We start from the raw sequence: 12,731 nt of genomic DNA, 5'->3' as shown, positions 1-12,731 counted from the left end.
AAATTCATGTGCACGCGTCTCCTCTTTTTTACTTGTTACTCGACATTTCAAGTATAAAAGAAATTGGAGATTGCGTGCCTTTTTTTGGGTTGAATTGTGTGAACACCCCAACATTTAGTGTAGAACCGTTAAAAACATATCGGGAAACTCATTTATTATTAGGCATAGAAAAACCGGGTACACGATGATACGTGTACCCGGCCATGGCTGATCGTTCATATTTTTTAATGTCTTTTATAAAGTAAGGTCAATTAAAATTTACGTTTACGCGCAGCTTCTGATTTCAATTTACGTTTAACACTTGGCTTATCATAATACTCGCGCTTTCTTACCTCTTGCATTGTTCCAGATTTAGAAACAGTGCGTTTGAAGCGGCGAAGAGCATCTTCAATCGATTCGTTTTTACGAACTACAGTTTTTGACATCTCTTTTTCCCTCCCTCCGAACACACGTTGAAACATATAACAATACGTGTTATATATCAAAAATTATAACGTATATATCTACCTAGGTCAATACTTAATAATCGGAATTTGAAATTAATCCCTGCATGATTTGTACGCCTGAACTAGCGCCAATGCGAGTTGCTCCAGCTTCTACCATTGCGTTTAGATCTTCTAGGCTTCTCACGCCGCCCGAAGCTTTAACGCCCAGATCCGGACCTACTGTTTCGCGCATGATTTTTACATCAGCCACAGTCGCTCCACCTGTCGAGAAACCAGTTGAAGTTTTAACAAAATCCGCCCCCGCTTCTTTTGAAAGACGCGACGCTACCGCTTTTTCTTCATCAGACAATAGGCAAGTTTCGATAATGACTTTAACGATTGCTTTGCCTTTTGCAGCTTCCACTACAGCAGCAATATCATTTTTCACAAGTTCCATATCTCCGCTTTTCAAAGCGCCGATGTTGATGACCATATCAATTTCGTCAGCACCTTTTGAAATTGCATCAGTGGTTTCAAAAGCCTTTGTTTCAGAAGTTGATGCACCTAATGGGAACCCGATAACGGTACAGACTTTTGCCGTGCTGTCAGCAAGTTCTTTTGCAGCAGTAGCTACCCAAGCAGGGTTAACGCAAACAGAAGCGAATTGATATTCTGCAGCCTCTTTGCAAAGTTGAACGATCTGTTCTTTTGTAGCCTCAGGCTTTAATAAAGTGTGGTCGATATAAGAAGCGATGTTAGTCATGTTAAAATTACTCCATTCTCTTTTTGATTCGGTTTGGCGCTAAGCCAGCTGTTCTTCCATCACTCGGACAAACTGTCCTTCGTTATATGGATAGCCGGCTTTTACGATTTTCACTTTGACAATTTTCCCGATGAGCGAGTCATCCCCAGGGATGACCACTTTCAAGTAATTGTCCGTGTATCCTTCAAGCAATCCGGTTTCCTCGTTTTGCTTGAAGCGTTCTTCAGGAATGATTTCCAACAATTCCCCTTCGAAATTCGAAGCATATTCCTTAGCCAATTGATCGTTTAACGCAATCAGGCGGTGAACCCGTTCGTTTTTAACTTCTTCATCAATTTGGTCTTCCATCCGGGCAGCGGGTGTTCCTGTTCGCTGCGAGTATGGGAAAACGTGGAGTTCAGAAAACTTATGCTCTTGGATGAATCGATAGGTCTCCATGAATTCCTCTTCGGTCTCTCCAGGAAATCCGACAATGACATCTGAAGTAATCGCAAGATCCGGTAAAGCTTTGCGCAATTGCACAAGCCGGTCTGCAAAAAATTCCATTGTATACTTCCGGCGCATGCGTTTCAATACCGTATCCGATCCCGATTGGATTGGGATATGAAGATGGCGGACCACAATCTCCGAATTCCGGAGTACTTCAATGACTTCATCCGTCAACTGGCTTGCTTCAATTGAAGAAATTCGCAGCCGCTTCAAACCAACGACTTGCTGTTCCAAATCACGCAAAAGCTGGGCTAAATTGTAATTCTTTAAATCTTCTCCGTAGCCGCCAGTATGGATTCCAGTCAAGACGATCTCCTGATAACCCGCATTTATTAATTGCTGCGCCTGCCTTACTACTTCTTTTGGGTCTCTGGAACGCATCAATCCACGGGCCCATGGAATGATGCAGAAAGTACAGAAGTTGTTGCAGCCTTCTTGAATCTTCAATGAAGCACGTGTGCGGTCAGTGAAAGCAGGTACGTCCAACTCTTCATACACCCGATTTTTCATGATATTCCCAACCGCGTTGATCGGCTTTCGCTCATTGCGGTACTGGTCAATATACCCAAGCAATTTAGTGCGGTCTTGAGTGCCAACAACAATATCAACGCCGGGAATCGCCATAATTTCAGCAGGCGAAGTCTGTGCATAGCATCCGGTTACACATATGACTGCGTCCGGATTTTTCCGCACGGCTTTGCGTATTACTTGGCGGCTCTTTTTATCTCCTGTATTCGTAACAGTGCATGTATTAATGACGTAGACATCGGAATGATGTTCGAACTCCACACGGTTATAGCCTTGTTCTTTAAACAATTGCCAAATCGCTTCGGTTTCATAATGATTCACTTTACAACCTAGGGTATGAAATGCAACCGTTGGCATAAGTGTCCACCTCTCTCATTCGAATTCATAAGACATTGCAGATAACGCATAAAGCGGAGCTGTTTCCGTACGTAAAATACGCGGACCTAAAGCAGTAAACAACGCCCCGGCTTCCTTCAGCCGTTCGACTTCAGAAACTGAAATTCCACCTTCCGGACCGAAGATAAGGATTATTGAATCTTTATCATACATTGATTTTAAAATTTCGGCAAACCGCTTTCCGCCATCGGCACGGGCTTCTTCTTCGTAGGCGACAATGATGGCATCATACGATTTCGCCGTTTCGAGCAATTGTTTGAACGTATGGATTTTATGTATTTCGGGTATTTTCACCCGATGGGATTGCTCAGCTGCTTCTTTGGCGATTTTTTGAAGACGGACCCGTTTCTTTTCGCCTTTTCCAGCATCCCATTTTACGATCGACCGTTCTGCTTCGAACGGAATCATGGCATGCATGCCGAGTTCAGTAGCTTTTTGGACAATGAGTTCCAATTTATCGCCTTTTGGCAATCCGCAAGCAATCGTTACATTTTTCGGCATTTCCACATCCGCCTGCAGCTCATCTGCCAACCGGAGCTCAATATCAAATTCAGCACTTTCAATAATTGCTAAAAAAGATTTCCCTTCCATTACGACGATGACTTCGTCCCCCGCGCCTTGCCGCATAACTTTGGCGATGTGCTTCGCATCATCGCCAGTTATCGCCACTTTTTGGTTGTCGGGAACTTTGCCTTCAATGAAATATCTCTGCATCGTTACACCCCGTTATTCCGGTTTTTTAGAAATGATCGTGACCCAGTCTTCCATCATCATGACATCTTCCACAATAAATCCAGAAGCCTCAAGTGCATCTCGCACATCATTTTTCTTTGCAGAAATGATGCCTGAAGTGATATAAATACCTCCCGGCTTCACTGCTTGGAAAGCATCGTCTGTAAACGACATGATAATTTCCGCCAAAATATTGGCGACCACGACATCCCCTGGTTCATCTATCGTATCCAGGAGATTTCCATGCACTACATTGATTTTGTTCTGGACTTTGTTTAATTTGACATTAATGCGGGCTGCCGTTACAGCGACATCATCTAAATCGAGCGCATGGACTTCTTTCGCATCCAATAAAGCGGCTCCGATTGCCAAAACGCCCGACCCAGTTCCCACATCGATCACGCGATTCCCAGGCTTCACCGTTTTTTCCAGCGCCTGCAGACTCATGACCGTCGTTGGATGGGTTCCCGTTCCAAAAGCCATCCCGGGATCGAGTTCGATAATCAATTCATCGCTTGAAACAGGCTCATACGTTTCCCATGTTGGCACAATGGTAAAACGTTTTGAAATTTTTACCGGATGGTAATACTTTTTCCAAGCCGTCGCCCATTCTTCTTCATTCACTTCGCTGATTGTTACCAGATTGGCTCCAAGGTTGATATCGAAAGTCACCAAATTATTGATCGCCAATTTAATCGCTTCTACTGTTTCGCCGAGGAAACTATTCACTGGCAAATACGCTTTTAAAATGACGCCTTCGCTTGGAAAATCTTCAGGGTCCAGCGACCAAATTTCTCCAAATTCATCTGCTCGTTCTTTCGTCAAATCATCGGAGTCTTCAATGACAACTCCACTAGCGCCTGCCTCATGCATAATATTCGAAACAGCTTCAATCGCTTCGTTTGTCGTGTGAATTGACAGTTCTGACCATTTCATCTAAAACCGGCTCCTTTACTCACCTTTGATGGTGCGCTTGATTTTATCAAACAGCGAACTGCTATGTTCTTCCGGAATATCTCCGCTGATTTCTGCAAACTCACGGAGCAGCTGCTTTTGTTTTTCGTTCAATTTCGTTGGCGTTTTCACTTGGATGATAATGTGCTGGTCGCCCGTTCCGTAGCCGTGAACGTTCTTGACGCCTTTGCCTTTCAAACGGAAACGCGCACCGCTCTGCGTACCTGCCGGGATTTTCAATTTCACTTTGCCCGATACAGTCGGCACTTCAATCTCGTCGCCGAGTGCTGCTTGAGCAATGGAAATGGCCAAATCCATGTAAATATCGTCGCCGTCGCGCTCGAACGTTTTATGCGGTCTGACGCGGAAGACTACATACAAATCTCCAGTTGGCCCACCGTTTACACCTGGACCGCCTTGTCCGGTAACACGCAATTGCTGGCCATCATCGACGCCTGCAGGAATGGTAACTTTGATTTTCTTGACTTTGCGGACTTTTCCTTCACCGTGGCATGTTGTACATTTTTCTGGAATGATTTGTCCAGTGCCTTGGCAATGTTGGCAAGCACGGCGATTAACCATACGGCCAAACGGTGTGTCCTGCGTTACATTCACTTGGCCAGAACCTTCACAATAAGGGCAAGTTTTCGGTTTAGTCCCAGGCTTTGCACCTGATCCATGACACGTTGAGCAAGTTTCGTCTTTCGGCAATTCGATTTCTTCTTCTTTGCCGAAAACGGCGTCCATGAAATCAATCGTCATCGAATATTGCAGATCGTCGCCTTTGCGCGGCGCATTCGGATCCCGGCGTCTTGAACCGCCCCCGAAGAACGTACTGAAGATATCATCAAATCCGAATCCTTCAGCACCGCCGCCAAATCCACCGAATCCTTGATTAGGGTCTTGGTGGCCATATTGGTCATATTGAGCACGTTTTTGCTCATCGCTTAAAACTTCATAAGCTTCTTTTACTTCTTGGAACTTTTCAGAAGCATCCGCTTCTTTATTGATATCCGGGTGGAATTGTTTCGATAATTTCCGGTAAGCTTTTTTGATTTCTTCTTTCGAAGCGTCTTTTGAAACGCCGAGCACTTCGTAATAATCTCGTTTATTCATATGTCACTCTCCCTATTGCAATCACCTGTAATTGTACACGGTTTAAATTGTGGTTGCAAAGACATTGAAAAAGCCAAAGCATGTTGCTTTGCTTTGACTTTTCCAGGCCCCGCTTATCTTACTTGTCTTTGTCGTCGTTTACTTCTTCGTACTCAGCGTCCATGATATCGTCGTTTCCTGGAGCTGCACCTTCTTCGCCGCCGGCTGCTTGTTGAGCTGCTGCTGCTTGCTCATAAGCTTTCATCGCCAGACCTTGAAGGATTTCGTTCAATTTATCTTTTTTCTCGCGGATTGTGTCGATATTGTCGCTTTCTAGAGCCGCTTTCAACTCATCGCGCGCTTCTTCAGCTTGTTTCTTTTCATCTTCAGTGACAACTTCGCCAAGGTCAGCGATTGTTTTGTCTGTTTGGAAAACTGCTTGATCTGCTTCGTTGCGAAGTTCAACTTCTTCTTTCACTTTCGCATCCGCTTCTGCATTTTCTTCTGCTTCTTTGATCATGCGTTCGATTTCATCATCACTTAATGAAGTATTTGACTGGATCGTGATCGTCTGCTCTTTTTGTGTTCCAAGATCTTTCGCTTTAACGCTTACGATACCGTTTTTATCGATATCAAATGTTACTTCGATTTGTGGAATTCCGCGTGGTGCCGGCGGAATATCCGCTAATTGGAAACGGCCAAGCGTTTTGTTGGCAGCAGCCATCGGGCGCTCACCTTGCAATACATGGATATCTACAGCTGGCTGATTGTCAGCAGCCGTTGAGAATGTTTGCGATTTTGATGTTGGGATTGTTGTATTGCGGTCGATCAATTTCGTGAACACGCCGCCCATTGTTTCAATCCCTAGAGATAGTGGAGTTACGTCAAGCAAGACTACATCTTTAACGTCGCCTGTCAATACGCCGCCTTGTACAGCTGCACCCATTGCTACAACTTCATCCGGGTTAACGCCTTTATGCGGATCTTTGCCTGTTTCTTTCTTCACTGCTTCTTGAACGGCAGGAATGCGTGTAGACCCACCTACTAAGATTACGCGGTCAAGTTCAGAAGCAGAGATGCCTGCATCTTTTAATGCTTGGCGAGTCGGCCCCATAGTGCGTTCCACTAATGAAGAAGTCAATTCGTCAAATTTTGCACGGCTCATTGTTACTTCCAAGTGAAGCGGTCCAGCTTCTCCTGCAGTGATAAATGGCAATGAAATTTGAGTAGAAGAAACGCCAGAAAGGTCTTTTTTCGCTTTTTCGGCTGCATCTTTCAAACGCTGAGTCGCCATTTTGTCCTGAGACAAGTCAATGCCGTTCTCTTTTTTGAATTCCTGTACCAAATAGTCGATGATCACTTTATCGAAGTCATCTCCACCAAGACGGTTGTCGCCCGCTGTTGATTTAACTTCGAAAACGCCATCGCCAAGTTCCAAGATGGAAACGTCAAACGTACCGCCGCCTAAATCGTAGACAAGTACAGTTTCGTCTGTTTCCATTTTATCAAGTCCGTATGCAAGCGCTGCTGCAGTCGGTTCGTTGATGATACGCTCCACTTCAAGTCCAGCAATACGGCCAGCATCTTTTGTTGCTTGGCGTTCTGCGTCGTTAAAGTAAGCTGGAACTGTAATTACGGCTCTTGTTACTTTTTCGCCTAAGTATTCTTCTGCATACCCTTTAAGATATTGTAGAATCATGGCAGAAACTTCTTGCGGTGTATACTCTTTGCCTTCAGCACTTACTTTTTGCTGAGTACCCATCAAACGTTTAACAGATTGGATCGTATTCGGGTTAGTGATGGATTGGCGTTTTGCCACTTCACCGACTTGGCGCTCGCCGTTTTTAAACGCTACGACAGAAGGAGTTGTACGGTTGCCCTCTGGGTTTGGAATGATTTTTGGTTCGCCGCCTTCTAACACTGCGACAGCTGAGTTTGTAGTTCCTAAGTCAATACCGATAATTTTGCTCATTGAAATTCCTCCATTATCTGTTTTATTCGTTTACTTTAACCATTGCCGGGCGTAAGACTCTGCCTTTTAAAGTATAGCCTTTTTGAAGTTCCATTAATACGATGCCCGGTTCGGCTGTTTCGTCTTTTTCTTGCATCACTGCTTGGTGGAAATTCGGATCGAATGGCTCACCAAGTGCCTTGATTTCTTCTAAGCCTTCGCGTTTTACCGCTTCAAGCAATGATTTCTGGACCATTTCCACACCTTTTAATAAAGACGCAGATTCTTCGCTTTTTGTTTCAACAGATAAAGCTCGGTCAAAATTGTCCATTACTGGAAGTAAATCTACCAGCAAAGATTGCGAGCGGAATTTCTCCGCATCTTGCCGGTCTTTTTGGGCACGGCGTTTGAAATTGTCATAATCAGCCAATAAACGCAGATATTTGTTCTGCTCGGCTTCCAATTCCTCTTTCAATGCAGCAACTTCATCCACTTCAGCTGGTGCGTCAACTGTTTCTTCAGCAGGTCCAGCAGCTTCATCGAGAACTAGCTCTTCTTGCTGCTCCACTGCGTCCCCTTTTGCTTCAGTTTGGACTTCCTGCTCTACTTCTTCTGTTGATTTTTGAGGTTCTTTTTCATTAGACAAATCCTGTTCCTCCTTTTGTTCACTTGCCCCTGATCATTCGGGTCAGTTCTTTCGATAAATCACCGCTAAGTGTGTCGAGTAACGTGACAACGCGTTTATAATCCATGCGTTTCGGACCGACAATAGCAATTGATCCCGTCTGTTCTTCTCCGATATCGTATGAAACGGTGATCACTGAGCAATCTTCCATTGCTGAAAGCGCATTTTCCGAACCGATCCGTATATGGAGCCCTTGGCTGCCTACAGGAAGAATCATTGGAATATGCTTGGACTCTTCCATCACATCCATGAGATTCCTGATTTTATGCAAATCGTGGAAATCCGGCTGATTCAGGATGTTCAGCTTTCCGCCATAATAGACATTGTCTTCATGCGGAAGGATAACCGCTTTTCTAAAGGTCGAAAAAAGTTCTCCGTAGCGGTTAACATGCTGTTTGAAGATCGTCAAAGTTTCCTGTTCCAAACGGCGGTGCAAGTCGTTCAATGAAACGCCGACTAGCCGTTCGTTTAAGATATTGACCATCTTTTCAATATCCGAAGGATCTAGCCCTTGCGGAATTGTAAAGACCCGGTTTTCTACGTGGCCGTTATCCGTTACGATAATGGCCACTGCAGTATCCATTGTCAGTGGAACTATCGATAGCTTTTTAACCGTATGCTTCCGCACATCCGGCCCAAGCAGAATGGCCGTATAGTTCGTCAATTCCGACAGAATCATCGCAGACCGTTTAATCACTTCTTCGGTTTCTGCAATCTTATCGTCGAAAATGGAACGTAGCTGTACGATATCCTCTTTCGGCAGCGGCCGAGGCGTCAACATATGGTCAACGTAGTAACGATATCCTTTTTCTGAAGGCACCCTGCCGGAAGAAGTGTGGGTCTTCTCTAAGAAGCCCAACCCTTCCAAATCAGCCATCTCATTACGGATCGTTGCCGGACTAAATGGGATTTCGGATTTTTTTGAGAGTTGGTTCGATCCGACCGGCTGAGCTGATTGAATGTAATCATCTACTGTTACTTTTAAAATGAGCAACTGCCGTTCTGTTAACATGATCATCACCTCTGTTAGCACTCTATAGGTGTGAGTGCTAAGACTACTTTAAAATTATCAAATTCTAATAGCCTTGTCAACGAATGCGCTTTTGTTTTTGTCAAAGAAAGACAAATTTTAAAATTAACTTTTGCCACCTGCTTAGATTTATTTCTTCTATGCAAATATTAAGCGAGAAGGAATTTCTCGAAAACTTCGTTGCCGACAAATCGGCCGTGCTTCGTTAATTTAATCCGGCCATCTTCAATGGCTAAATTCTCTTTGCCGATCTCCACTCCAATAATTTCACCGTAGACTTCTTCGAGTGAACGGCCGAACTTTTCTTGGAAATGCGCGAGTGATACGCCTGCCGTCTTCCGAAGCCCTAAGAACATTTCTTCTTCCATTTGTTCATTGACTGGCACCTCGTGCGTGCTGAGCAACGGGCGTTCCCCTTCACCAAGCGGTCCCATGTATTTCTTTAATGGTCCGGCATTTGAATAGCGAATGCCTTTTACGTAGCCATGGGCACCGGCGCCGGCGCCGATATACTCTTCGTTGTCCCAGTAGATGAGATTATGCCGGGATTCTAATCCCGGCTTTCCGAAATTCGAAATTTCATATTGCTTCAACCCGCGCTGTTCCATTTCGTTCATCAGCTTTTCATACATATCCGCTTCCAAATCCTCGGTCACGGTGTTGAGTTTGCCTTTGGTCATCAGATTATAAAATACCGTTTTAGGTTCGATGATCAATGAGTAGGCAGAGAAATGCGACAAGTCGAATTCAAAAGCCTGTTTCAGCGTATCTTCCCATTGCGCCATCGTTTGCCCTGGCAAACCATACATCAAATCGAAGCTGATGTTCGTAAAACCGACTTCGCGCGCTTCTTTTACAGCACGGTGGACGTCATCATTGCTATGGGTGCGTCCAAGGCGCTGCAGTAGATCGGCATCGAATGTCTGGACGCCCATGCTAAGCCGGTTGACCCCGCCCGCAAACAGCACTTCCATTTTCTCTTTCGTCAGTTCATCCGGATTCGCTTCTGAAGTCCATTCCAGATTTTCTGCCATCGGCACGTATTCATGGATGTAGGCCAATAACTTTCTTAATTGGTCCGGATCTAGCGATGTTGGCGTTCCACCTCCAAGAAAAATGGTTTCTAGCGGCTGGTCGAGCGCTCCTTCCTGCTTCCATAGCGCAAGCTCTTTCCCCAATGAATCGATATACGCATCCACAGGCTGATCTTTGAAAAAGACTTTATTGAAATCACAGTAATGGCAGATCTGGTGGCAAAAGGGGATATGGATATACAATCCCTTGACCATATTATTCCTTCTTTCTAATAGGAAAAGGAGGCACAAAATCGGCCTCCTTTTTTTGTTTATTTTGATTGGTCGTCCATTTTCAGGATGGCCATGAAAGCTTCTTGAGGCACTTCAACAGAACCGACTTGTTTCATGCGCTTCTTACCTTCTTTTTGCTTATCCAAAAGTTTGCGTTTACGCGAGATGTCTCCCCCGTAACATTTTGCCAAAACGTTTTTGCGCATTGCGCTGATCGTTTGCCGAGCGACGATTTTCTGGCCGATTGCAGCTTGGATCGGCACTTCAAACTGCTGGCGTGGAATCAAAGTCTTCAATTTGTCGACGATGACTTTCCCGCGTTCATAAGCGAAATCGCGATGGACAATAAAGCTAAGGGCATCGACTTGTTCACTGTTCAGCAGGATATCCATTTTCACCAATTTCGATTCTTTATAGCCGATCAATTCATAGTCAAATGAAGCATAGCCTTTCGTGCCCGATTTCAATTGGTCAAAGAAATCATAGACAATTTCAGCCAATGGCAATTCATAAATGATGCTGACGCGAGTTGCGTCGATGTAATCCATCGTCATGAAATTTCCGCGTTTTTTCTGGCAGATCTCCATAACTGCGCCGACGTAATCATTCGGCACCATCACAGTCGCTTTTACATACGGCTCTTCTACAACTTGAATTTTCTGAGCGTCAGGCATCATGGCAGGGTTATCCACTTTCAAGACTTCCCCGTCCGTCATGTGGACATCATAGATTACACTTGGTGCGGTTGTAATCAAATCAATATTGAATTCACGCTCAATGCGTTCCTGGATGATTTCCATATGCAATAGGCCCAGGAAACCGCAGCGATAGCCAAAACCTAGCGCTTGCGAAGATTCTGGTTCGAATTGCAAAGCCGCATCATTCAATTCCAATTTTTCAAGAGCGTCCCGAAGGTCATTGTATTTCGATGTATCAATCGGATACAAGCCGCAATATACCATCGGATTCAGGCGGCGATAGCCTGGAAGTGCTTCTGTTGCCGGATTATCTGCAAGCGTGATTGTATCACCAACCGTTGAATCTCCAACGTTTTTGATGGCTGCGGTCAAGAATCCGACATCTCCCACTGTCAATTCCTTTTGCAAAGAAACGTGCGGTGTGAAAACGCCAGCTTCGATGACATCGAATTCTTTGCCTGATGCCATCATTTTTATACGGTCTCCCGGCTTGACTGTTCCTTCCATGATCCGAATATAAGCAACAACGCCTCGGTACGGATCGTAGATTGAATCGAAAATCAGCGCTTTTAGCGGCGCACTCGGGTCGCCAGTCGGAGCCGGCACTTTTTCAACCACTTGTTCAAGGATCTCTTCGATACCGATGTTCGCCTTGGCTGAAGCTAAGACCGCTTCCGACGCATCCAGTCCGATCACATCTTCGATTTCTCCCCGGACCCGTTCAGGATCGGCTGCTGGCAAATCGATTTTGTTGATGACTGGCAAGATTTCAAGTTCATTATCAAGCGCCAAGTAGACATTCGCCAAAGTTTGCGCTTCAATGCCCTGAGCAGCATCGACAACCAGAACCGCACCTTCACAAGCTGCCAGACTGCGCGACACCTCATAAGTGAAATCGACATGTCCCGGTGTATCAATTAAGTGCATGATGTAGGTTTCCCCGTCTTTTGCTTTATAATTCAACTGGACAGCATTCAATTTGATCGTAATGCCGCGCTCGCGTTCGAGGTCCATGGAATCAAGCGATTGTGCTTTCATTTCTCGGGAAGTCAATGCTTCCGTTTTCTCCAAGATACGGTCAGCAAGCGTCGACTTGCCGTGATCTATATGCGCGATAATGGAAAAGTTTCGTATTTTGCTTTGCCGGGATAATCTTTCCTCATGATTCATTCTCTTCACTCCTATATAAACTACTATGAATTATAGCAGTACAGCCTGTATTCAGCAATGTATGACTGTTGAAATGATTTCAGTGTCAAGGTAAACTTCTTTGCACATATCTATTGCAATCCCTTCCGCGATTTGATAAAATAACTCATGTTGTATAGAGACATAAAAGATACATGAGATGATTCCATCTCTGTTCCTATTTGTCTAGGAGGTGAAATACATGCCAAACATTAAATCTGCAATCAAACGTGTTCGCACGAATGAAACGAAAAATGCTCAGAACTCACACGTGAGATCGACAATGCGTTCTTCAGTTAAAAAAGCTGAAACAGCTTTGCTTAACAAAGATGAAAACGCAAGCGATTCTGTAAAAGCAGCTATCAAACAAGTGGAAAAAGCAGCTTCTAAAGGTCTTATCCACAAAAACACAGCAGCTCGTAAAAAATCTAGCTTGATGAAAAAACAAGCGTAACAGCAAAAGGCCGATTCCTTACAGGGAGTCGGCCTT

General features: G+C 44.7%; 12 protein-coding genes. 1 reads left to right on the top strand and 11 read right to left on the bottom strand.

Features of this window, described 5'->3' with window-relative positions:
* Positions 1–251: 251 nt before the first annotated feature.
* The 11 genes from rpsU to lepA form a co-directional block, all read right to left on the bottom strand.
* Positions 252–425, bottom strand: coding sequence for a 30S ribosomal protein S21 (rpsU, locus tag NFU07_RS13000; protein ID WP_052651799.1), 174 nt, complete (start codon positions 423–425; stop codon positions 252–254).
* 94 nt (positions 426–519) lie between these two features.
* Positions 520–1,188 carry a deoxyribose-phosphate aldolase gene (gene deoC, locus NFU07_RS12995; RefSeq protein WP_251478775.1) on the bottom strand — a complete coding sequence of 223 codons (669 nt, stop codon included), beginning with the start codon at positions 1,186–1,188 and terminating at the stop codon, positions 520–522.
* 39 nt (positions 1,189–1,227) lie between these two features.
* A complete protein-coding gene (gene mtaB / locus NFU07_RS12990; RefSeq protein ID WP_251478773.1) occupies positions 1,228–2,562 on the bottom strand; it encodes a tRNA (N(6)-L-threonylcarbamoyladenosine(37)-C(2))-methylthiotransferase MtaB in 1,335 nt (444 codons plus the stop codon).
* 15 nt (positions 2,563–2,577) lie between these two features.
* The gene (locus tag NFU07_RS12985) at positions 2,578–3,315 is read right to left on the bottom strand and encodes a 16S rRNA (uracil(1498)-N(3))-methyltransferase (protein ID WP_251478771.1); all 738 of its coding nucleotides are present in this window, start codon (positions 3,313–3,315) and stop codon (positions 2,578–2,580) included.
* 12 nt (positions 3,316–3,327) lie between these two features.
* The gene (prmA, locus tag NFU07_RS12980) at positions 3,328–4,269 is read right to left on the bottom strand and encodes a 50S ribosomal protein L11 methyltransferase (RefSeq protein WP_251478769.1); all 942 of its coding nucleotides are present in this window, start codon (positions 4,267–4,269) and stop codon (positions 3,328–3,330) included.
* 15 nt (positions 4,270–4,284) lie between these two features.
* Positions 4,285–5,403 carry a molecular chaperone DnaJ gene (gene dnaJ, locus NFU07_RS12975; protein WP_235199042.1) on the bottom strand — a complete coding sequence of 373 codons (1,119 nt, stop codon included), beginning with the start codon at positions 5,401–5,403 and terminating at the stop codon, positions 4,285–4,287.
* Between the two features lie 118 nt (positions 5,404–5,521).
* A complete protein-coding gene (gene dnaK, locus NFU07_RS12970; RefSeq protein WP_251478767.1) occupies positions 5,522–7,354 on the bottom strand; it encodes a molecular chaperone DnaK in 1,833 nt (610 codons plus the stop codon).
* 22 nt (positions 7,355–7,376) lie between these two features.
* A complete protein-coding gene (gene grpE / locus NFU07_RS12965) occupies positions 7,377–7,979 on the bottom strand; it encodes a nucleotide exchange factor GrpE (RefSeq protein ID WP_285835967.1) in 603 nt (200 codons plus the stop codon).
* Positions 7,980–7,998: 19 nt separating this feature from the next.
* Positions 7,999–9,030, bottom strand: coding sequence for a heat-inducible transcriptional repressor HrcA (gene hrcA / locus NFU07_RS12960; RefSeq protein ID WP_235199039.1), 1,032 nt, complete (start codon positions 9,028–9,030; stop codon positions 7,999–8,001).
* 167 nt (positions 9,031–9,197) lie between these two features.
* Positions 9,198–10,337 carry a radical SAM family heme chaperone HemW gene (gene hemW / locus NFU07_RS12955; RefSeq protein ID WP_251478765.1) on the bottom strand — a complete coding sequence of 380 codons (1,140 nt, stop codon included), beginning with the start codon at positions 10,335–10,337 and terminating at the stop codon, positions 9,198–9,200.
* Positions 10,338–10,393: 56 nt separating this feature from the next.
* Positions 10,394–12,223, bottom strand: coding sequence for a translation elongation factor 4 (lepA, locus tag NFU07_RS12950; protein ID WP_251478763.1), 1,830 nt, complete (start codon positions 12,221–12,223; stop codon positions 10,394–10,396).
* 220 nt (positions 12,224–12,443) lie between these two features.
* Between lepA and rpsT the strand changes: the two genes are divergently transcribed.
* Positions 12,444–12,695, top strand: coding sequence for a 30S ribosomal protein S20 (gene rpsT, locus NFU07_RS12945; RefSeq protein WP_235199037.1), 252 nt, complete (start codon positions 12,444–12,446; stop codon positions 12,693–12,695).
* The last annotated feature ends 36 nt before the right edge of the window (positions 12,696–12,731 follow it).

The sequence above is a fragment of the Planococcus sp. NCCP-2050 genome, from assembly GCF_023708025.1.
GTDB lineage: Bacteria > Bacillota > Bacilli > Bacillales_A > Planococcaceae > Planococcus.
Note: the sequence above shows the minus strand (reverse complement) of the source record. Positions and strands in the feature narration are given on the sequence as shown.

What these genes read in the sequence shown, in the direction of transcription:
- rpsU (WP_052651799.1), bottom strand. Translation starts at nt 425, where the DNA reads ATGTCAAAAACTGTAGTTCGTAAAAACGAATCGATTGAAGATGCTCTT.
- deoC (WP_251478775.1), bottom strand. Translation starts at nt 1,188, where the DNA reads ATGACTAACATCGCTTCTTATATCGACCACACTTTATTAAAGCCTGAG.
- mtaB (WP_251478773.1), bottom strand. Translation starts at nt 2,562, where the DNA reads ATGCCAACGGTTGCATTTCATACCCTAGGTTGTAAAGTGAATCATTAT.
- NFU07_RS12985 (WP_251478771.1), bottom strand. Translation starts at nt 3,315, where the DNA reads ATGCAGAGATATTTCATTGAAGGCAAAGTTCCCGACAACCAAAAAGTG.
- prmA (WP_251478769.1), bottom strand. Translation starts at nt 4,269, where the DNA reads ATGAAATGGTCAGAACTGTCAATTCACACGACAAACGAAGCGATTGAA.
- dnaJ (WP_235199042.1), bottom strand. Translation starts at nt 5,403, where the DNA reads ATGAATAAACGAGATTATTACGAAGTGCTCGGCGTTTCAAAAGACGCT.
- dnaK (WP_251478767.1), bottom strand. Translation starts at nt 7,354, where the DNA reads ATGAGCAAAATTATCGGTATTGACTTAGGAACTACAAACTCAGCTGTC.
- hrcA (WP_235199039.1), bottom strand. Translation starts at nt 9,030, where the DNA reads ATGTTAACAGAACGGCAGTTGCTCATTTTAAAAGTAACAGTAGATGAT.
- hemW (WP_251478765.1), bottom strand. Translation starts at nt 10,337, where the DNA reads ATGGTCAAGGGATTGTATATCCATATCCCCTTTTGCCACCAGATCTGC.
- lepA (WP_251478763.1), bottom strand. Translation starts at nt 12,223, where the DNA reads ATGAATCATGAGGAAAGATTATCCCGGCAAAGCAAAATACGAAACTTT.
- rpsT (WP_235199037.1), top strand. Translation starts at nt 12,444, where the DNA reads ATGCCAAACATTAAATCTGCAATCAAACGTGTTCGCACGAATGAAACG.